This is a genomic window from Corynebacterium sp. HMSC055A01 (assembly GCF_001809405.1).
Classification (GTDB): domain Bacteria; phylum Actinomycetota; class Actinomycetes; order Mycobacteriales; family Mycobacteriaceae; genus Corynebacterium; species Corynebacterium hesseae.
Window position 1 is genome coordinate 24,234 of sequence record NZ_KV797553.1, and the last position, 19,555, is coordinate 43,788.

At 60.8% G+C, this 19,555-nt stretch carries 15 protein-coding genes; 7 read left to right on the plus strand and 8 right to left on the minus strand.

The features are described 5' to 3' along the window. Positions 1–54 precede the first annotated feature (54 nt). The 3 genes from HMPREF2604_RS03120 to dapF are packed head-to-tail and all read left to right on the plus strand — an operon-like array spanning position 55 to position 2,461. Positions 55–687: a hypothetical protein gene (locus HMPREF2604_RS03120; protein WP_070524495.1), complete on the plus strand. Its 633-nt coding sequence runs from the start codon at positions 55–57 to the stop codon at positions 685–687. Then, complete coding sequence (gene miaA / locus HMPREF2604_RS03125; protein WP_070524494.1) at positions 687–1,613, plus strand: tRNA (adenosine(37)-N6)-dimethylallyltransferase MiaA; 927 nt, start codon at positions 687–689, stop codon at positions 1,611–1,613. Before HMPREF2604_RS03120 ends, miaA begins: the two co-directional genes overlap by 1 nt. An 11-nt stretch (positions 1,614–1,624) precedes the next feature. Continuing rightward, on the plus strand, positions 1,625–2,461 hold the full coding sequence (dapF, locus tag HMPREF2604_RS03130; protein WP_070524493.1) for a diaminopimelate epimerase: 837 nt from the start codon (positions 1,625–1,627) through the stop codon (positions 2,459–2,461). 17 nt (positions 2,462–2,478) lie between these two features. On the opposite strand, the gene HMPREF2604_RS03135 is transcribed toward dapF, so the two are convergent. Both HMPREF2604_RS03135 and HMPREF2604_RS03140 read right to left on the minus strand, forming a co-directional pair. After that, on the minus strand, positions 2,479–3,012 hold the full coding sequence (locus HMPREF2604_RS03135; protein WP_070524492.1) for a hypothetical protein: 534 nt from the start codon (positions 3,010–3,012) through the stop codon (positions 2,479–2,481). A 21-nt stretch (positions 3,013–3,033) separates the two neighbouring features. Further along, positions 3,034–3,816, minus strand: coding sequence for a hypothetical protein (locus HMPREF2604_RS03140; protein ID WP_070524490.1), 783 nt, complete (start codon positions 3,814–3,816; stop codon positions 3,034–3,036). Between the two features lie 122 nt (positions 3,817–3,938). Here HMPREF2604_RS03140 and hflX point away from each other — a divergent pair, with 122 nt between their 5' ends. Next, the gene (hflX, locus tag HMPREF2604_RS03145; RefSeq protein WP_070524488.1) at positions 3,939–5,417 is read left to right on the plus strand and encodes a GTPase HflX; all 1,479 of its coding nucleotides are present in this window, start codon (positions 3,939–3,941) and stop codon (positions 5,415–5,417) included. 34 nt (positions 5,418–5,451) lie between these two features. Continuing rightward, complete coding sequence (locus HMPREF2604_RS03150) at positions 5,452–6,732, plus strand: uracil-xanthine permease family protein (RefSeq protein ID WP_070524486.1); 1,281 nt, start codon at positions 5,452–5,454, stop codon at positions 6,730–6,732. Positions 6,733–7,095: 363 nt separating this feature from the next. Here the strand turns inward: HMPREF2604_RS03150 and HMPREF2604_RS03155 are convergent, their stop codons facing one another. The 3 genes from HMPREF2604_RS03155 to HMPREF2604_RS03165 are packed head-to-tail and all read right to left on the minus strand — an operon-like array spanning position 7,096 to position 10,514. After that, positions 7,096–7,365 (minus strand): HPr family phosphocarrier protein, encoded by a 270-nt coding sequence (locus HMPREF2604_RS03155; protein ID WP_070524483.1) that lies wholly within the window; start codon positions 7,363–7,365, stop codon positions 7,096–7,098. A 58-nt stretch (positions 7,366–7,423) separates the two neighbouring features. Beyond that, positions 7,424–9,520: a PTS fructose transporter subunit IIABC gene (locus HMPREF2604_RS03160; RefSeq protein ID WP_070524481.1), complete on the minus strand. Its 2,097-nt coding sequence runs from the start codon at positions 9,518–9,520 to the stop codon at positions 7,424–7,426. Between the two features lie 22 nt (positions 9,521–9,542). Next, positions 9,543–10,514 (minus strand): 1-phosphofructokinase family hexose kinase, encoded by a 972-nt coding sequence (locus HMPREF2604_RS03165; RefSeq protein WP_070524479.1) that lies wholly within the window; start codon positions 10,512–10,514, stop codon positions 9,543–9,545. Between the two features lie 237 nt (positions 10,515–10,751). Between HMPREF2604_RS03165 and ptsP the strand changes: the two genes are divergently transcribed. Continuing rightward, entirely contained in the window at positions 10,752–12,446 is a 1,695-nt protein-coding gene (gene ptsP / locus HMPREF2604_RS03170; protein ID WP_070524477.1) for a phosphoenolpyruvate--protein phosphotransferase, read from the plus strand. Positions 12,447–12,544: 98 nt separating this feature from the next. On the opposite strand, the gene HMPREF2604_RS03175 is transcribed toward ptsP, so the two are convergent. Both HMPREF2604_RS03175 and lexA read right to left on the minus strand, forming a co-directional pair. Further along, on the minus strand, positions 12,545–13,327 hold the full coding sequence (locus HMPREF2604_RS03175) for a DeoR/GlpR family DNA-binding transcription regulator (RefSeq protein WP_070524475.1): 783 nt from the start codon (positions 13,325–13,327) through the stop codon (positions 12,545–12,547). Between the two features lie 366 nt (positions 13,328–13,693). Further along, positions 13,694–14,416: a transcriptional repressor LexA gene (lexA, locus tag HMPREF2604_RS03180; protein WP_070531375.1), complete on the minus strand. Its 723-nt coding sequence runs from the start codon at positions 14,414–14,416 to the stop codon at positions 13,694–13,696. 756 nt (positions 14,417–15,172) lie between these two features. On the opposite strand from lexA, the gene nrdR reads away from it, so the two are divergent. Beyond that, positions 15,173–15,631, plus strand: a complete 459-nt coding sequence (gene nrdR / locus HMPREF2604_RS03185) for a transcriptional regulator NrdR (RefSeq protein WP_010190258.1) — start codon at positions 15,173–15,175, stop codon at positions 15,629–15,631. Here nrdR and hrpA read toward each other — a convergent pair. Further along, on the minus strand, positions 15,628–19,503 hold the full coding sequence (gene hrpA, locus HMPREF2604_RS03190) for an ATP-dependent RNA helicase HrpA (RefSeq protein WP_070563150.1): 3,876 nt from the start codon (positions 19,501–19,503) through the stop codon (positions 15,628–15,630). The two genes, nrdR and hrpA, sit on opposite strands and share 4 nt — an antisense overlap. Positions 19,504–19,555: the final 52 nt, after the last annotated feature.

The following is a 19,555-nucleotide window of genomic DNA, read 5'->3' on the forward strand; positions in this document are numbered from 1 at the left end:
AGCCGCGCAGCCGCGTGTTAACCCCGAAAAACTAACCTTATAGGATGGGAGTCGATGCAGAATCTCATGATTATGCCAGCCTCACCGGCCTTGGCGGAAGAACTCTCACCCAGCGACGATGCCTCGCGTGCGCTGCTCAGTGCTGCGTGCGAGCTGGTCCGTGATGCCGCACGCGTGAGCGGCAGCAGCCCCCTCCAGGTGGACATTGTGGGATCGTGCGACGTGCGTTGGCGTACCGAGCACACAGGGAGCTTGAAAGCATGGGGAGCACCACAGGTCAATGTCGGCGGCGGGAATTTCCTTCCGGAAATCATGGCCCGCTACGTGCTTAGCCGTGCGCTTAATCTCACTTCCGATGAACCGGGCTTCGTGGTGGAGGATTCTCGCGCTGAACTCGGTGAGGTCCGCCCCGGGCGCTTGACTGTGGTCTGTGTTGACGGTTCGGCCGGCCTGACCGAGCGCGCGCCGCTTGCGCTTGTCGATGGCGCACGGGATGCACACCTGTGGTGCGAAAGCATCCTAGCGGGAGGGGAAGGCCACTGCGACGAAGAGCGCCTCCGCGCTGCCGGTGTGCTCGAGACGAGCCTCTGGGCACGGTTGGCAAGCGTGCACCCGCGTCACGCGGAACTGCGGGCGGCGGATTCAACCCTGGGGGTAGGACGCTATGTGGCGGGGTGGCAGTGCTAATGCCTGAAATTCAAGCACCCGGCCCAACCCCTATCGCGGTGGTGGGGCCGACGGCCTCCGGGAAATCAGCGCTCGGGGTAGCCCTGGCCCACGAGCTCGACGGGGAAGTTGTCAACGTCGACTCGATGCAGCTCTACCGGGGCATGGATATCGGCACAGCCAAGCTGACAATGGAGGAACGCGAAGGCATTCCGCACCATCAGCTCGATGTGTGGGACGTGACGGAAACGGCGTCGGTAGCGCGCTATCAGGCCTCCGCCATCGCGGATATTGACGGCATCCGTGCACGCGGTAAAACCCCGATTCTGGTGGGCGGCTCCATGCTGTATATCCAATCGCTCGTGGATAACTGGCAGTTCCCACCCACTGACCCGCAGGTGCGGGCCCGCTGGGAGGCCCGGCGCCAAGAGATTGGTACCGATGCCCTGCACGCGGAGCTGGCCGCTGTGGACCCAGCGGCCGCAGCCATCATCGAGGACAAAGACCCGCGCCGCACCGTGCGCGCGCTGGAGGTTATCGAGCTAACTGGGAAGCCCTTCAAAGCCAGCCAGCCACCGAAGAACGCCCCGCCCCGGTGGGGGACGATAATCCTCGGTCTGCGCACGGATTCCAGCTGGCTGAACCCACGCATTGAGCTGCGCAGCCGCCTCATGTTCGATAAAGGGCTCGTGGAGGAAGTCGAAAACCTCCAAGCCCACGGTCTGAAGGCTGACTCCACAGCAGGCCGGGCGATCGGCTACGCACAGGTGCTGCAAGCCCAGCGCGGCGAGCTGACATGGGAAGAAGCAGTGGAGCGCACCATTACCGGAACCCGCCGCTATGTGCGCCGCCAGCGCTCCTGGTTCAACCGCGACAAGCGGATCCAGTGGCTCGATGCTGCGGCCGAGACGACGCCGCAGGCATTGCGTATCGTGGAAGGACAGTAGACTTTAAACCTATGAAGTTTGCAAAAGGCCACGGAACTGAGAACGACTTCGTCATTGTGGAAGGAACAGAAGCGCTGCCGCCGGAAAAGGTAGTGGCTCTGTGTGACCGTCGTGCGGGAATCGGTGCGGACGGCGTGCTGCGCGTTATCCGCGCCGGTCAGCTGCTTGCCAATGGGGAGATTGAGGAACTCGCGCCGGGCATCGCTGCGGAGGACTGGTTCATGGACTACCGCAACGCAGATGGCTCGATTGCGGAGATGTGTGGCAACGGCACCCGGGTCTTCGCGCACTGGGTCCGCTCCCGGGGGTTGGTGGATACGGACACCTTCACCGTGGGCACACGCGCCGGAGCCAAGCAGGTGACCGTGCACTCCTTCAACGACTCGGCGGCCGAAGTCAGCGTGGAGATGGGCCCAGCACAGGTGCTCGGCGTCTCCACAGCGTCGATGGCGGGGGAGAGCTTTGCCGGCCTTGGCGTAGACGTGGGAAATCCCCATTTGGCGGCGGTTATCCCAGACCTTAGCGCAAAGGAATTGGCTGGAAAGCGCCTCGAGCAACCGGTATTTGATACGGACTTCTTCCCGGCTGGCGTCAACGTTGAGCTGGTCACGCCCTTGGAGGACGGAACGGTTCACATGCGCGTCTTCGAGCGCGGCTCGGGCGAGACCCGTTCGTGCGGCACCGGGACGGTGGCGGCAGCGTGCGCCGCGCTTGCCGACGCCTCCCGCATCACCGGTAGCGTCCGCGTCATCGTCCCCGGCGGCCAGGTCCAGGTAGAAATCACCGAGGACGGTTCCACGCTGACGGGCCCTTCGCGCATCGTGGCAACTGGTGAAACGTCACTATAGGGCTTTCAGGACGGCGTTTAGCGTCCGTCCTCCTTTTCGTAATTGGTTCCCAAGGCCAAGGCGGCGCGGCGGGCGGCGAGCCAGGCTTCTTTGAGCTCGGCGGCGCGCTCATCGGCTACCTTGAGCAGGGATTCAAGCTCACTTGTCTCGGCATTCGGCGAGTTTACTCGAGCGTCGAGGCGGCGTAAGAAGCGTTGCGCGCCATGCATCTCGTAGTGGAACGCTTCGATGGCGGGGTTGGCGCAGTCGGCGTCGACAAGCGCCGGGCGGTGCAACGTGCGGTCGGCGAGGGACTCTGCGTCGTCGCTCGTGGCAAACGTCGCGTAATCCTCAAGCACTCCCGTGATGTCCTCCACCGTGAGCGCAATAGAAGCCCGCAGTGCTGCATGTTCCGAGGCGTTGGGGCGGGCGTCGGCAAAGAGCCACAGCGCTGCGCACACAAACGCGGCGAGGATAACCCCCGGCAGCTTCAGCGTCAGAATCAACACCGCAGCGGTAACCACGGCGAGAAGCAGCGCGAGGCCGCGACGCTGAGATGCGGAAAAACTCATGTGAACTACTCTACGGAAGTTCTAGTGACCGCCGCAGCCGCCGGAGCCGCAGGCGCACCCGCCTTCGCCGCCACAGCCACCAGTGGGCAGCGCGATCGAGGCGGTCAGCATTGCCGAACCCGCAAGAACGGAATCCTTTACCGGGAGGTCTCCAAAGCTCTCGGGCAAGCAGAGATCGAAGGGGAATGCACCATCCATGACCAGATGAATGAAGCGTTCACCGGTGAGCTGGTTGTGGCGCCACTCGGATTCCATGACCCGTGCGGCAAAGGTGCAGCGCGGGGTGGGGGTTTCGGCGCCGGAACCAGCCGCGACAATGTCCGCACCCACGGACTCAAACGTGGCCGGGTAGCTTCCCTTCGCTGCTTCGTAGGCGTCTGTGCTGTCGAATGCGGAGACGTTGAGACCCATCGCAGTGAGCTCTACTTGCTGCCACTGCTGGGTGTCTTCGTCAGCGAGGAGCGGGCCCTGCGCCAGATTTGCCGTCGCCTGCGCGAGCACGTTGCCGAAAGGATCAATGATGTCCAGGAAAGCCAAGACATCATTAATCATCGACACGTGGGCGAAGCCCTGGGTAACGCCCTCGAAACCAATGAAGGTGGCGAAAGGCTCGACGGCAAGGATATTGAGTTGCGCGCCGGAAGGATCCGCGAACTGGATAAGTTGTCCCCCGCGAACCTCCCCGGTCACTGCCAGTTGATTGCTGGAAATGGCTGCCTCAACGGCGTCTTGCCAGCGCTCGTAGTTGAGGCCGATGGCCTGCATCTCTGGGTGGGAGGTTTCTTTCACGGTCATGCGCACCATTGTATCTGTCTCAGAGGGGACTCAAAAACCAGCGCTGATACGTCACCGTGCTGCGGAAGTCTGTGGGAACAGGAAGCGGAGATTCCCAGTTGAGAGGGACAACGTGCAAGAATAGGGGACATATGACAAAAGAAACCCATGATGATCTCCTCGCGCAGGCTTTTGGTGAGCCGGCGCCCAATTCACAGGAGCCAACTACCGGTGATCTCGACCTTGCGGAGCGCAACGCCTTCCGGCGAGTAAACCGTGAGACCACCATCCGCGCGGAAGACACCACCGATGGCTACGAGGTGGAGTATCGAAAGCTGCGCCTTGAGCAAGTGGTGCTCGTGGGAGTGTGGACCGAAGGTACCGTGGCCGAGGTTGAGGCCACGATGGCGGAGTTAGCCGCTCTGACGGAAACCGCGGGAGCCGAAGTCGTCGAAGCCTTGTACCAGAAGCGAGATAAACCGGATCCAGGCACCTATATCGGTTCGGGAAAAGTGAACGAGCTCAAGGACATCGTGGCTGCTACTGGCGCGGATACCGTGGTGTGCGATGGCGAGCTAACCCCCGGTCAGCTCTCTGCCCTGGAGCGTGCGCTCAACACCAAGGTCATTGACCGCACCATGCTCATCCTGGATATCTTTGCGCAGCACGCCAAGTCCAAGGAAGGCAAGGCCCAGGTCTCGCTCGCGCAGCTGGAATACCTCTATACCCATACCCGTGGTTGGGGTGGAAACCTCTCGCGCCAGGCGGGCGGCCGTGCTGGTTCCAACGGCGGTGTTGGTCTGCGCGGTCCCGGTGAGACCAAGATTGAGACGGACCGCCGCCGCATCCGCACGCAGATGGCCCTGCTTCGCAAGGAGCTTAAGGCGATGAAAACGGCACGTGAGATTAAGCGTTCGCGCCGTGCGTCATCGACGATCCCTCAGATCGCCATCGCCGGCTACACCAACGCTGGCAAGTCCTCCCTCATTAATGCAATGACGGGTGCCGGCGTGCTGGTGGAGGACGCGCTGTTCGCGACCTTGGATCCCACCACTCGCCGCGCCGAGCTTGCCGATGGCCGCCAGGTCGTCTTCACCGATACCGTTGGGTTCGTGCGCCATCTGCCCACGCAGTTGGTGGAAGCCTTCAAGTCCACCTTGGAGGAGGTCCTCGCAGCAGACCTGATGCTGCACGTGGTGGACGGGTCGGATCCCTTCCCGCTGAAGCAGATAGAGGCCGTTAACCAGGTCATTTATGACATCGTGAAGGAGACCGGTGAGGAGGCACCGCCGGAGATCGTCGTGATCAATAAGATTGACCAGGCCGATCCGCTGGTGTTGGCGGAACTGCGTCACGTCCTCGACCGCGACAACGTTGTGTATGTTTCCGCCAAGACGGGGGAGGGCATTGATGAGCTCACCACGCGCGTGGAGCTGTTCCTCAACTCTCAGGATGAACACGTGCGGCTTCTCGTGCCGTTTACCCGCGGGGACGTGATCGATCGCATCCACACCCAAGGCACCGTGCGCGGCGAGGACTACACGGGGGAGGGCACGCTTGTCGACGTCCGCCTGCCAGCCTCCGTCGCCGCCGAGCTCAAAGAATTTCGAGTTTCTGACCAAGACGCTTAGGTTTCGGTGCTCGCGTGAGCCATAATTAGGGCTCGTGAGTAATTTTGGCTGGGCCGTCCACGGGGACGGAAAGACGATTAAGCCGGGCGCGGTTGTCGCACCCGAAGAACGATTGAGCTGGGGCCGCACCATCGGCATCGGCATGCAGCACGTGGTGGCCATGTTCGGCGCGACGTTGCTCGTGCCCACCCTGACCGGATTCCCGGTCAACACGACGCTACTGTTTTCGGGTTTGGGAACGATACTGTTCCTCCTGATTACCCGCAACCGCCTGCCTTCTTACCTAGGTTCCTCCTTCGCGTTCATTGCGCCGTTGAGCGCCTCCCAGCAGTACGGCATTGGCGCGCAGGCAGGTTCCGTCCTCGTGACTGGCCTGGTCTTGGTGGCCATTGGTCTCGCGGTGAAGGCGGCGGGCCGAAAGGTCCTCGACGCTGTCATGCCGCCGGCCGTCACCGGTGCCATTGTTGCGCTGATCGGCCTCAACTTGGCTCCCAATGCGGCCACCAACTATTCGAGCCAGCCGCTGGTTGCCACGGTGACGCTGGCGGTCATCATCCTCGCCACTGTCGCTGGGCGGGGCATGGTTTCGCGTCTGTCGATTCTGATTGGTGTCGTCGTCGGCTGGGCTTTCGCGGCCGCCACAGGCAACCTCGGTGAGGGCGCGGTGGAGTCTATCCGCGAGGCGGCTTGGATTGGCTTCCCGCAGTTCCATGCGCCGGAGTTCCACGTTTCAGCCATCGCGGCAGCACTTCCGGTGTTGGTCGTTCTGATTGCTGAAAATGTCGGCCACGTTAAGGCGGTCTCTGAGATGACCAAGCGCGACCTCGATGATCTCGCTGGCGATGCTCTCATCGCGGACGGCCTGGCCACCTCCCTGGCCGGTGGTTTCGGTGGTTCCGGCACCACAACCTACGCGGAGAACATCGGAGTCATGGCCGCCACCCGTGTCTACTCGACGGCCGCCTATTGGGTGGCTGCTGTTACCGCTATCGCGCTGGCCTTCATCCCGAAGTTTGGCGCGCTTATCTTCACCATCCCCACCGGCGTGCTGGGCGGTGCTTGCATCGTCCTCTACGGCCTCATCGGCATGCTTGGCGTGCGCATCTGGATGGACAACAAGGTCAACTTCAACAACCCGGTGAACCTCACTGCGGCGGCAGTGGCGCTCATCGCGGGCATTGGCAACCTCACGCTCGACGTCTTCGGCGTGACCCTCGAAGGCATTGCCTGGGGCTCCGTCGGCATCATCGTGCTCTACCCAGTGATGAAGAAGCTTTACGGCACCATCGGTGAAGGCCGCGGCGCGAAGTACTAGAGGCGCTTCCGCCGACTAGCGAGGATAAGGGACCGGAGCAAAAGCACCATCTGGACGCGTATTTATGCAAAACCACAGGTGAATGTGTGCAGAAGTCTGCATAAGGTGCTTTTACTTCGGTCCCTCTGCGGTATGAGGCAGCGCATCCACATGGTTCTACTCACATGGTTCGGGTCAGAAGGTTTTCTTGGGGTCAAGTGAACCTTATAGGCACCTCTATATGGTTTCCTTGCCCCCAGCAAAACCGTTTGAGTAGAGCCCGATGACTAGAACCTTTTGCTAGACAACCAAGCAACGAAAAGCTCCCGCCACCCTCAGCGCAAGAGGGAAGCGGGAGCTGCCGTTCTATAAACGGGAAGTGCTTTAGGAAGCGTCGAGGTCCTGCTCGATGAGGCCGGCGATCTTCTCGACAGCCGCCTCGTTCTCGGAGGTCACGGTGACTTCGTCGCCCTGCTCGGCGCCGAGAGCCATGATCATGAGGGAGGAAGCAGCATCGGTTTCATCCTCGTCCTCATCGCCAACGAGGGCGAGGAAGATGTCCTCATCGAACTCAGCGGCAGCGTCTGCGATGATGGAAGCCGGACGTGCGTGCAGTCCGACGGAGGAACCAACCTTGACGGTCTTAGAAGCCATGATGATAATCCTTTCGAATTACGGTATTTCGTGCTTACAAGTGTACGCGGGTTAAGGGTTAGGCGGCAGCCTTGGCCATGTCGGCCTTTGCTGCAGCCTCTTCAGCAGCCTTGTTGGGCCAGAATCTCTTCATCGCGATGACCGCGATGGTGGACACGATGACGCCGGCAAGGATGGCCACGAAGTACGCCCACGCAGGTTCGATGGCGAAGATAACGAAGATTCCGCCGTGCGGGGCGCGAGACATGACGTCCAGGGACATCGACAGCGCACCAGTGACCGCGCCACCGAGCATCATCGAAGGGATGACACGCAGCGGGTCGGCGGCAGCGAACGGAATGGCGCCCTCGGAGACGAAAGACAGGCCCAGCAGCCACGCGGACTTACCATTCTCCTGCTCCGCAGGCGTGAACAGGTTCTTGCGCACAAAGGTCGCGATGGACAGTGCAATTGGCGGAACCATGCCGGAGGCCATGACGGCGGCCATGATCTTCATGGAGGCCTCGTCGCCCGTGGACAGGCCTGCGGTGGCGAAGAGGTAGGCAGCCTTGTTGACCGGGCCACCCAGGTCGGAGCACATCATCAGGCCGAGGATGATGCCCAGAAGGACAGCGGAGGAACCAGACATCGAGGACAGCCAGTTCTGCAGGCCCTCCATGATGGCGGCCAGCGGGGCGCCGAGAAGCAGGTACATGAGCAAGCCAGTGATCATCGTGGCGAGCAGCGGGATGATAACGACAGGCATGAGGGAGCCGATCCAACGCGGTACCTTCCACTTGCCAATCCACATCGCAACAAAGCCAGCAATGAGACCGGTGACAAGACCGCCGATGAAGCCAGCGCCGAGAGTCACGGCAATGGCACCACCCGCGAAGCCCGGCGCGATGCCTGGGCGGCCTGCCAGCGCGAAGGCGATGTAGCCGGAGAGCGCCGCGACGATGAATCCCATCGATGCTTGACCGATGGCGAAGAGCACGGCGCCGATGTACAGGGCGAACCCTGCCTTCTTGAAGGTCATCATTTCGCCGTCGACCATGACGTCATGGCTCGGCAAGTTGGTCAGCGAGTAGTCGGTGGTGATGGCCTGCCAACCGTTGGCCATGTCGTAGCCACCGAAGAGGAATCCCAGTGCCAGGAGGAGGCCGCCCGCGGCAACAAACGGAACCATGTAAGAAACGCCGGTCATGATGGCTTGCTGAATACGCTTGCCCCAGCCCAGACCCTGGCCATCTTCCTCAGCGCTAGAGGAGGACGCGCCGGCAGTTCCTGCCACCTTGTGCGCGTTGGGGTTCTTCGAGGCGGCGATGGCCTCATCGATCATCACGCCCGGTTCGTTGATGGCGCGCTTGACGCCAGATTCGATGACCGGCTTGCCGGCGAAGCGCTCACGGTCACGAACGCCCACGTCGGTAGCGAAAATCACGGCGTCGGCAGCCGCAATCGTGTCTGCCGAAACAGAGGTGTTGTTGGAGGACCCCTGGGTCTCCACGGTGAGCTCGACGTCGTCGCGTTCCTCGGCGGTTTGAGTGAGGGCATCGGCAGCCATGTACGTGTGAGCAATGCCGGTCGGGCATGCGGTGACGGCCACGATGCGCGTCTTCTTCGACTCTGCAGTCTTGCTCGAAGCAGGAGCCGCTGCCGCTGCACTCGCACCTGCAGTGGATGCTGATTCGGTAGCTGCAGCCTTCTTCTTCGGCTTTTCTGCGTTGACAACGTCGAGGACGAGGGAGACGATCTCTTCTTTGGTCTTCGCAGTTCGAAGGGCTTCCAGGAAGTCCTTCTTCACCAGCGCGCGAGCGAGCTTCGAGAGAATCTTCAGATGGGCCTTGCCGCCTCCTTCCGGAGCAGCGATGAGGAACACCAAGTGGGCGTCACCGTCGGGGCCGGAGAAGTCGACCCCGCGCGAGAGACGGGCGAAGGCCAGGGTGGGTTCAGACACGGCAGCAGAGCGGCAGTGCGGGATGGCAACGCCGCCGGGGACACCGGTGCCGGCTTTGGCTTCACGCGCGATGGCCGGGCCTGCCAGCTCGTCCACGGAGGTAGCGCGGCCGGTGTCGTGAACAAGCGAGGCCAGATTGGTAATGACTGATTCGATGCTGTCACCGAAGTCGGCGTCGAGCGCCACGAGGTCGGTGGTGATGAGTTGTGATGACATCGGTAGGTACTCCTCAGTACTGCTAAAGGCCGGTGACGGCCGAAACCGTCGTGTGTTCGATATCTAGTTCTTCGGGGGTTGGAATTTGGGTTCCCGGGAGTGCTGCGGCTGCTGAACCGTAGGCCACAGCCTGGCGCAGGGCCTCGGGGTACGAGGCGCCGGAGCGGCGGGCGAGGATATAGCCGGAGAGCGAAGAATCGCCGGCACCCACGGTGGAGCGCAGGGTAATCGGCGGGGGAGTAGCAGCCCATGCTTCATTGGCCGTGACCAGCACCGCGCCAGCGCCACCCAGGGTGACAAGAACCTCGGGGATGCCGCGCTTGACGACGACCCTCGCGGCCTCAACCACTCCGCTGAAGTCGCCGTCTTCGGCGGCGGCCTCAAGGGCCTGACCATCGACACCTGCAAGCTGGCCCAGCTCGAGGCCGTTTGGCTTGATGAGGTCGGGGCTGGTTACTTCGAGGTTGTCACCGAGAGCCACCATGGGCGCATCAGAGGTATCGACGGCTATGCGGAGGTCAGGGTTGGCTTCGCGGGCTACCCGGATGAGCTGCGTGTACCAGTCGGTGGGAACGCCTTGGGGGAGAGAACCTGCCATGACTAACCACTCGGCGTCGGCGCAGTGTTCTGCGAGTGCCTGTACAACGGCTTGCTGCACGTCCGCATCGAGCGTGGCGCCGGGGCCATTGAGCTTGGTCGTGCGGCCATTCGGCTCGGTCAGAGTGGTGTTGGTACGCACCGCGCTGTGAGTGGGCACGGCCTGCACGGGAATCGATGCGTCGGCCGCGAGGACCAGGAAAGGATCGGAGGCAACGGCGGGGAGCAGCGCCAGGCTGTCGACGTTGGCGAGCGTTACCGCGTGCGTAACGTTGACGCCTTTACCACCGGCAACGCTGGAGACGGATCCTGCGCGGTGAACAGCACCAGGTTCGAGTTCCTCGTTCAAGCGCACGGTGGCGTCGATGCTCGGGTTGGGGGTCAAAGTAAGGATCATCGTGGAGAATGTCCCCTTTCGCGGAGTGCGTATATTGGGGGCAAACGCGCCTCAGCGGCGTGAACAAGAGCTTCGGTGCGGATTGCCCGTTGTCAGCGTGAAATTAATGTTGCTTAATGTTGATTATTGCCCGTATGTGTCCGAATGTCAATGGAATCACTGTGGGTTTCGTTGCATTTTTGGCCGACTTGTGATGATCTGGAAAGAGAAAACATCGTCTCCGTAAGGAAATGTGTCATGGAAAACGCATCCCCATCCATCATTAAAGGCACCGGCGTCGTCGCTGGCGTTGCATACGCTGAGGCGGTGTGGGTCCGCCCACGCCCAGAACTGCCCACGGCTGGAGAAACCGTGGCGGAAGAGCAACGTGATGCCGAATACGATCGCTTCCTCGAAGCGGTAGATATGGTTGCTAGCCGGTTAGAACAGCGCGCAGCTGGGGCCGAAGGCCAAGCGGCTGAAGTTCTTGGCGCAACCGCCGGAATGGTCAAGGATCGAGGCTGGCACAAGGCAGTGCGCAAGGGTATTCGCGGCGGTAAGAACGCCGAGTATGCAGTTGTGGGGGCCACGGACAGGTTTGTCACCATGTTTGAGGCCGCCGGCGGCGTCATGGCTGAGCGCACGACGGACCTCAAGGACGTGCGCGATCGAGTGATTGCTCAGCTGCGCGGTGAGCAAGAGCCGGGCCTACCCATGGTCGAAGGAGAGGCTGTACTGCTGGCTGACGATCTAGCCCCGGCGGATACCGCAACCTTGGACACCACTCACATCAAGGCGCTCGTGACCGAGCTTGGCGGGCCAACCAGCCACACCGCAATTATTGCTCGCCAGCTTGATCTTCCCTGCATCGTGGCAGTGGGCGCTAAGCTGCGAACGATTGAGGCTGGCACCCAGCTCTTCGTCGATGGCTCCGTAGGATCGGTGTCCCTGGGTGCAGATCGTGCCTCCGCGCTGAAGGCCGTGGAGGAATACCGTGAGAAGGCGGCACGAGTTGCCCAGTGGCGGGGACCAGCCCAGACCAAGGATGGTCATCGCGTGCAGTTGCTGGCCAACGTTGCTGACGGAAACGCGGCCCGCATTGCCTCTGACTCGCAGGCAGAAGGCATCGGCCTATACCGCACGGAGCTGTCCTTCCTCTCTGCCAGCGAGGAACCGACCGTCGAGGAGCAAGCGCGCATCTACGGCAAGGTTTTCAACGCTTTCCCGGAGTCCAAGGTCGTTGTACGCACGCTCGACGCCGGTTCGGATAAGCCGATTTCCTATGCCACCTTGGACTCGGAAGAAAACCCCGCATTGGGCGTTCGTGGTTTGCGCATCGCCCGCGACAACGAGGCGCTGTTGACTCGTCAGCTCGACGCTATCGCCCAAGCCGCGGAAAAGCGCGGAGATGGGGCTACGACGTGGGTTATGGCGCCGATGGTGGCTACAGCAGTGGAAGCGAAATGGTTCGCTGGTCTGTGCCGCGAGCGCGGTTTGACTGCCGGTGCGATGATTGAGGTTCCCGCCGCAGCCTTGATGGCGGATACCATCATGCCGCACCTCGATTTCGTGTCCATTGGTACCAATGATCTGACGCAGTACACCATGGCCGCGGACCGTCTGTCGCCGCAGCTGGCCTACTTGACCGATCCGTGGCAGCCTGCTGTCCTTCGCCTGATTCAGCACACCTGCGTGGTGGGGCGCGATAACAACGTTCCGGTTGGCGTCTGTGGCGAAGCCGCAGCTGATCCCATGCTTGCCTGCGTGTTGACTGGCCTAGGTGTGACTTCGCTGTCGGCGGCGTCGACTGCGGTTGCTGGCGTCGGTGCGCAGCTGGCTGAGCTCAGCCTTGAGCAGTGCCAGAAGATGGCAGAGGCGGCTGTCAACGCCGAAAGCCCAGCGGACGCTCGTGCCGCAGTGATTGCGCTGCTGGAGGAATACCAGTCCGCTTAGAGCGCTGAATTGCACAGGAGGTGTGCGCCCTCATCATGCGGGGTGCACACCTCCTGAATTGATCTATGGGTGCTGAATTGATCTATTGGTGAAAGCGCCTACTTGTCCGCGGCGACAATCACCTCGATGCCGTGCTCGCGCAGAGCCTCAACGTAGGAATCGGGGGCGGCAGCGTCGGTAATGACGACATCAATCTCATCGAGTGATGCAAAGCTGACCAAGTAGTCGTTGCCCAACTTCGATGAATCACACAGCACGACAACGCGGTGTGCATTGGTGACGAATGCTGATTTGATAGCCGCCTCTTGCGAATCGGCCGTGGAGAGCCCGTGGTCAATGGTTAGCGCATTGGTTCCGATAAAGGCGACGTCGGCACGCATCAGGGCCATGGTGCGAAGCGCAGTGTCACCGACGACGGCCTGGGTAATCGCGCGCACCGTGCCGCCAAGCAGCTGGACGTCAGATACCCCGTTGCTGGCTAGTGAAAGAGCGATCGGGAGACTATTCGACACAATGCTGAATTGCCCGGCCGAGTAGCGCTGGCCTATGAGATCGGCAAGCGCATTCGTGGTGGTTCCGGCATCGAGAAAGATGCTGCCGCCGTCAGGAAGCTGCTCCAGTGCGGCGCGTGCGATGGCCATCTTGGCGCCTGTGGCCGAACGTTGGCGAGTATCAAGGGTGAATTCGGCGGTCTGGAAGGATTGGGAGGCGACTGCACCGCCATGAACTCGGTGCACAACTCCCTCTCGGTCCAAGACTGCGAGATCGCGGCGAATCGTCTCAGCGGTGACATCGAAGCGCTCGGAGAGCTCGGTGACATTGACTCGTCCTTCTACAGCGGTCAATGACGCAATTTGTCGGCGACGCTCTTCTGCGTACATGGTTCCTCCAAATGAAGTCTGCCTTGTGGTGGTCACTGCGCCCGCCGGTGAAGGAAAAGGGGCTGGGGCGTGTGAACGAAAAGAACAACGGATGTTGTGGCGATACTTCTATTGTCCCACTGAATGCGAACAAAACGGAACTAAACAAAGAAAAGCTCACATCGAATGCGTGCCTTAGTCACTAAAACCTATAGTTGTACTGCAAGTATCCGAATGTGTGATCTCGGACGCTAAAACGGTCGAAATCGGGCATGTACACACACAAGGGGGTAAAAAGAAACAATCCCCCAGTCCGGTTCGCCCGCACCGAGTGGGTGATTGGTGTGGAGCGGGGAAGGCCTGAGGGAGCGCTGAGGTGGATGGTTTCTAGAGTTTGCGGAACACGGATACCACTTTGCCCATGATTTCGGCTTCATCGCCCTTGATGGGTGAGTAGGCGTCGTTGTGGGGGAGGAGCCATACACCGGAGGAATCTCGGTGAAATTCCTTCACGGTCGCTTCTTCACCATCCAAAAGCGCGGCTACGAACTCGCCTTCTTCTGCAACAGACTGCGAGCGAATAATAACCCAATCCCCGTTGAGGATTCCCGCATCCTGCATTGAATCTCCCACGACTTGCAGCATATATAGTTCGCCGCTGCCTAGGATTTCACCCGGCATGGGGAAGTAGGCGTCGATGTTCTCCTCGGCGGTGATGGGGGAACCAGCGGCAATGCGGCCCACAACAGGAATGTAGTTTGGGGTGGCGGCGTCTTCGGGCGCGTCAGGGGTGGAGGTTCCCGATGGTGCGATTGCCTGCCCGGTCTTGCGCCCGGGCTTTTTGGGGTCGTCGGCGCCGGGGAAATGGCGCACATCAACAGCTCGTGGCTTGTTTGGATCGCGGCGAAGGAAGCCCTTCTCTTCCAGCTGCTTTAACTGATAGGCCACGGACGAGGTGGACTGGAGGCCTGTTGCGTCACCGATTTCGCGGATGCTTGGCGGATAGCCGCGCAACATGACGGCGTCATGGATTACTTCCAAGATGCGGCGTTGGCGAGGGGATAGTGAATCGAGGGAAGGGTGGTCGCTTCGCTTCGGATTGCGGGCCATTCTTGCTCCTAGGAACTGTCGGGGTGTGCAGAGATGATGTGCGCGGCTTTGGTGTGCCGGACATAAATGGGGGTGGGCTGCTGGTGATACTTCCGCTTCCCTTTTTAGCACGGAAAGAAAAAATGTTCGACTAACGCCGCCCGAGTGTGGACAAATTTTCGAAGGCCTGCTATAAATCGAACATACGCACCAAATCGAACGGTTGATCGAAGTTGATGTTCGAAGATGTCGGGCTTTGTTCGTACACTTCGGGCATTGTCTTAATGAATAAGGAAGACCTAGAAAGGAACCGTCATGGCTATCGCATTAAACAATGCCTCTGTACTGCGCGGGGTGTCCCTCGAGAAGTCTAGCAATCGGGCTGTGCTAGTGCCGCCAGCGGCGGTTTGGGATCCCGCTCAGTCTCGGTCGATCACGTCTGATGCCCCGCGCAACCTTCCATATGGGCCGTCTCGTGTTCGAACTCTTGCCGTAAACGATAGAACACAGTGCCGTCCGGAAATTCCGGTGAATTCCCAGGTTTCGGCCGCCGGAGCAACATCGGGCAGCCGTCGTAGTCGGTCGAACGTAGGTAACTATGTGCTCGGAGCAGTCTTTGGCGCCGCGGTATTCATCGGCACAGTATGGGGTGGCCTCAGTATCGATAGTGAGGTTGACAGTGCGAGCACCTCTTCGTCCACGACGGTCGTGTCTTCGCGCTAGAATTCCTTGGGCCAGCAGCATGTGCGCATTGGTCGAAAGGAAGGATACGGCACTGTGTATTGCCCGTTCTGTCACAACGAACAATCACGCGTTATTGACTCGCGCGTGATCGACAGCGGAACCTCGATCCGGCGGCGTCGCGAATGCGCCGCGTGCAAAGGTCGATTCACCACCATCGAGAAAGCAGTCTTGTCAGTAGTCAAGCGAAATGGCTTGGCTGAGCCGTTCAGCCGCGACAAGCTGATCCGAGGCGTCAAACGCGCATGCCAGGGGCGCGACGTTAGCGATGATGCTTTGAAGAAGCTCGCTCAAGAAGTTGAAGAGACCGTGCGCAGTCACGGCTCCTCGCAAGTCAACGCCAATGACATCGGCCTTGCCATCCTGGAACCTCTGCGAGATCTCGATGAAGTGGCCTACCTGCGCTTTGCGTCCGTGTATAAGTCTTTTGAAAGCGCCGACGACTTTGAATCAGAAATCCGCCTCATGCGTCGGCGCGACCGCGATAGCTTTTAGCGTAATTTATCCACTGCCTTTTGGATTCTCCTCAAAGACACCGCGTGGGCAGTGCCCAGGCGTTGTGCGAAGAGCGATACGCGCAGTTCCTCAATCATCCAGTAGATGTCTTTAACCTCACGCGTCTTTTCACGGCCAGGAGGCAGGGACCGCAACCGATTGGCCACATAGGCTTTGGCCTCGTCGACGTCTGCCTGCCGGTCAGCATCGCGGTCCGGGTCCACGTTCATTTCCTCAAGTCTGATGCGCGCGGCCTGGATATAGCGCGGTAAATGGCGCAGGTGCTGGATCCCGTGGACGGTGATGGCGTGCGCGGGCAATAGGAAATTGAGCTGGGCCCGAATATCATCGATGGCCGGCCCCTCCCAGTGCTTCAGCTCAGCATTCAGATTGGAATACTCTGCTAGGCCCGGCGCAATTGCAACGACTGCCTGGCGCACTCTGCCCGGGACCTCCGGTTTGACCGCGTTGAGCAATGCATTGAAGTCACCGGGGGTGCGCACCGGGCCGCCCTTTTCCATCATGATGTCGCGTACTGCGGCAACCCGGGCATCGCTGACAAGTCCTTCCGCCCCGCCGTGGGGGTAGGAGTCGACGGCTACCCGCTGCTGTAGAGGAAGCCCTTTGACCATCTGCTGCGTATTCACCGTAATTTCCCGGAGCAGCAAGGTTAGGGTGGCGGTGATCATGGAGGCGTCGGCAGCCGCCTTGGTGGGATGGACCTTGAGCGCCACGCCATCCTTGGTCGCTACGAGCGCGGGGTAGGCGGTGACCTCGTGTCCATCAACGACGGTTACCACCTCCTCATCGATGGCGCCGAGTGTATCCTCCGTCCATTCCTTGACCGCAGTGGATTCGGCGGCGCGGCCAACGCGTGAGACCGAGGAGGAAATGTGGCCGGCTTGGCGTTGGACTAGAGCCTGCAGGTTGCGGTCTGAGTCGATGACCTTGCCCCGCTTGTCCACTGCGGCATAGTTCATGCGCAGATGCGGAGGGAGCTGGTCGGGGCGGAAATCGCCGGCATTGATGCCTTGGCCGCCCATCTCTTGCAAAACCGCAGCGAGTTGCTCGGTGAGTGTGCCCTCATAGGGCAAGAGCTTGGGCAGCGCGCGTTCAGCGAACTCGGGTGCCGGAACCACGGTGCGTCGAAGAGCCTTCGGCAGCGAGCGAATAAGCTCAGTTACGAGCTCTAGACGTAGGCCCGGTACCAGCCAATCGAAGCCTTCTGTGTCCAACCCCGCGAGGAGCGGGACGGGAACCATGAGTGTGACACCGTCGAGCGGGTCTCCCGGCTCGAACTTGTAGGACAAGTCGTAGTCGATGCTTCCCTTCAACCAGCGGTCGGGGAAGGCATCCTCGGTGACATCGTGGTCCTCCTCGAGAAGAGCTTCTGGGTCGAAGTCCAAGGAATGTTTGTTCTTCTGCTTTTTCCACCAGGAATCGAAATGCCGGGCGGTGGTGACAGACGCAGGGATGCGCTGATCGTAGAAATCGAAGAGAGTGTCTTCGTCTACGACGAGTCCGCGCCGGCGGGCCTTCTCCTCATATTCGGAGGCCTCGGCGAGTTTGCGCTTGTTGTCGTGGAAGAAGTGGTGGTGGGTGGTCCAGTCGCCGTCGACTAGCGCGTTACGGATGAACATATCGCGCGCTGCCTCAGGATCCACGCGGTGATAGGGCACGGTCCGGTCGGCGACAACAGTGACGCCATAAAGCGTCGAGCGTTGGGTGACGACCGCAGAGCCGCGCTTTCGCGACCACGTCGGGTCAGAATAGTTGTGCTTCAGCAAATCCTTCGCCAGCTTTTCAACCCATGCTGGGTCGATGGCAGCAACGTCGCGCGCCCACAGGCGCGACGTTTCCACCAACTCAGCCGCCATGACGAACTCGGGCGGTTTCTTTGCCAGTGCCGATCCGGGGAAGACGAGGAAGCGGGTATTGCGTGCACCAATGAACTCCTTAGAGTTGCCATCACGCGCGCCGATATTAGACAACAGTCCAGAAAGCAAGGCCATATGGATGTCATCGGGGCGACGCTCTGTGCTTTCCTGGGCTTTCCACCCGAGCTGCTTGGCGACGTCCCGCAGCTGCCGCACCAGATCGAACCACTCGCGGATGCGCATATAGTGCAGGAAGTCGGCCTTCATCCGTTTGCGGAAAGCATTGCCGCTCATCTCATCGCGAGCTTCCTGGACAAAGTCCCACAGGTTGAGCATGGCCACAAAGTCGGAGGTTTTATCCTTGAAGCGGGCATGTGCCTGGTCGGCTTGAGCTTGCTTGTCGCTCGGCCGCTCGCGCACATCTTGGATCGTCATGGCAGCAACGATGACCATGACGTCGTGGAGACACCCGGAAGTCTTGGCCTCGACCAGCATGCGGGCCATGCGTGGATCTACGGGGATGCGGGCAAGATCGCGTCCTATTCGGGTCAGGACAGGTAGTCCGTCTTTTTCTTTGCCCTCGAGGGCGCCCAGTTCGTGCAGAAGAAGTAGGCCGTCTCGTACGGCCTTCCGCTCAGGGGGTTGGACGAAGGGGAAGTCAGCAATGTCACCAAGGCGCAGCGAAATCATCTGTAGGATGACGCTGGCCAGGTTGGTGCGCAGAATCTCGGGATCCGTAAACTCCGGGCGGGATAGGAAATCCTGCTCGCTGTACAGGCGGATGGCGATGCCATCCGCAACGCGGCCACAGCGGCCCGAGCGCTGGTTGGCGCTTGCCTGGGAGACCGGCTCGATGGGGAGACGCTGCACCTTGGTGCGCGTGGAATAGCGCGATATACGCGCCGTTCCCGTATCCACGACGTAGCGAATGCCCGGCACCGTCAATGAGGTCTCAGCAATGTTGGTGGAGAGCACGATGCGCCGTCCGCGGTGCGAGCGGAAAACGCGATGCTGTTCCTGGTTGGACAGGCGTCCGAAGAGCGGAGTGACCTCCACGTTGCGCCAGTGGCGCCCCTCGATGGCCTCCATGGCGTCGCGGATATCGCGCTCTCCGGGGAAGAAGCACAGAATATCTCCTTCGCCTTCGGCCATGAGCTCCTCGATGGCTTCGCAGAGGGCGTCGAGAGGATCGAGGTCGATGGTCTTTCCACCCGATTCGACCTCGAGCGGGCGGTAGCGGATCTCCACGGGGTAGGTGCGCCCGGAGACCTCGATGATGGGGGCAGGTTTGCCCCCAGCGTCCGCGAAGTGTTCGGCGAAGCGCTCGGGATCAATCGTTGCTGAGGTGATGATGACCTTCAGATCCGGACGCTTGGGAAGCAGCCGCTTGAGGTAGCCCAAGAGGAAGTCGATGTTGAGTGAGCGCTCGTGTGCCTCATCGATAATGATCGTGTCGTAGGCATTGAGGAAACGGTCGCGCTGCATCTCTGCCAGCAGGATGCCGTCGGTCATGAGCTTCACGGCGGTGGTGGAGGAGACTTTGTCATCGAAGCGAATGGCATAGCCGACTGTGTCCCCGATGGACTGATCAAGTTCTTCTGCAATGCGCTCGGCGACGGTACGCGCTGCTAGTCGCCGCGGCTGGGTATGGCCAATGAGCCCCCGCCGGCCGCGGCCGAGTTCCAGGCAGATTTTTGGAATCTGTGTGGTCTTTCCCGAACCGGTTTCACCAGCGATGATGACTACCTGATTCTTTTCGATCGCCTCGGCGATATCGTCGCGGCGTCCGGTGACGGGAAGCTCCTCGGGGTAGGTAATCGGCGGCACGTTGGCATCGATGGTGCTCACCTTGTCTTGGGCGGCTGTGATATCGGCCTGGATCGCAGCCAGGGCCTTGGGAGAACGAGCCTTGCGCAGGCGGCGACGGAATGCGCGCTCATCACTCAAAGAAACTGTTGTGAGAGCGCCGTAAAGATCTTCGCGAGTAGCAGTCATAGTTGACCTAAAAGTCTACTCGGAAGGCTAGTCGCTCACAGGTCCAGGTAGA